The sequence below is a fragment of the Pseudomonas sp. Je.1.5.c genome (genome assembly GCF_051129895.1).
Classification (GTDB): Bacteria; Pseudomonadota; Gammaproteobacteria; order Pseudomonadales; family Pseudomonadaceae; genus Aquipseudomonas; species Aquipseudomonas urmiensis.
Genome location: NZ_JBCPSP010000110.1, coordinates 1 through 348, shown reverse-complemented (window position 1 = coordinate 348; position 348 = coordinate 1). Strand labels below are relative to the sequence as shown.

Genomic DNA, 348 nt, shown 5'->3' with positions numbered 1-348 from the left:
TGCCAGGGGATGGCGGCGTCTTTGCCGCCATCGATGCCATCGCAGACCTGATTACCCTGATCGATGGCAATCAGGATGACGTCGTTACCTGGATCAGCTTTGGCATCAACGTCTTCGGCATCATGTCGTTCCCCGGCGTCGGCGCCGCCCGGGCGGCAATCCGCCCGACCCTGCACATGCTGCGCAGCCACAGCAAAGCCACCCTTGGCAATGCCTTGCTAACCGCGCTGGAAAGCAACCTCAACGCGCTCGCCCCCGGCGCCATTGAAGACTTTGCCACCGCGCTGCAACAGGGCCTTGCCAGCCTGCTCAGCCAGATCGCCGACAAGATCAAGCAAACCTGCCTCA

General features: G+C 62.4%; 1 protein-coding gene. It reads left to right on the top strand.

All coding sequences use genetic code 11. The features are described from left to right. Nucleotides 1–348, top strand: a 348-nt coding sequence (locus AAZU54_RS27345; RefSeq protein ID WP_434727901.1) for a hypothetical protein, incomplete at both ends; no start/stop codon positions are given.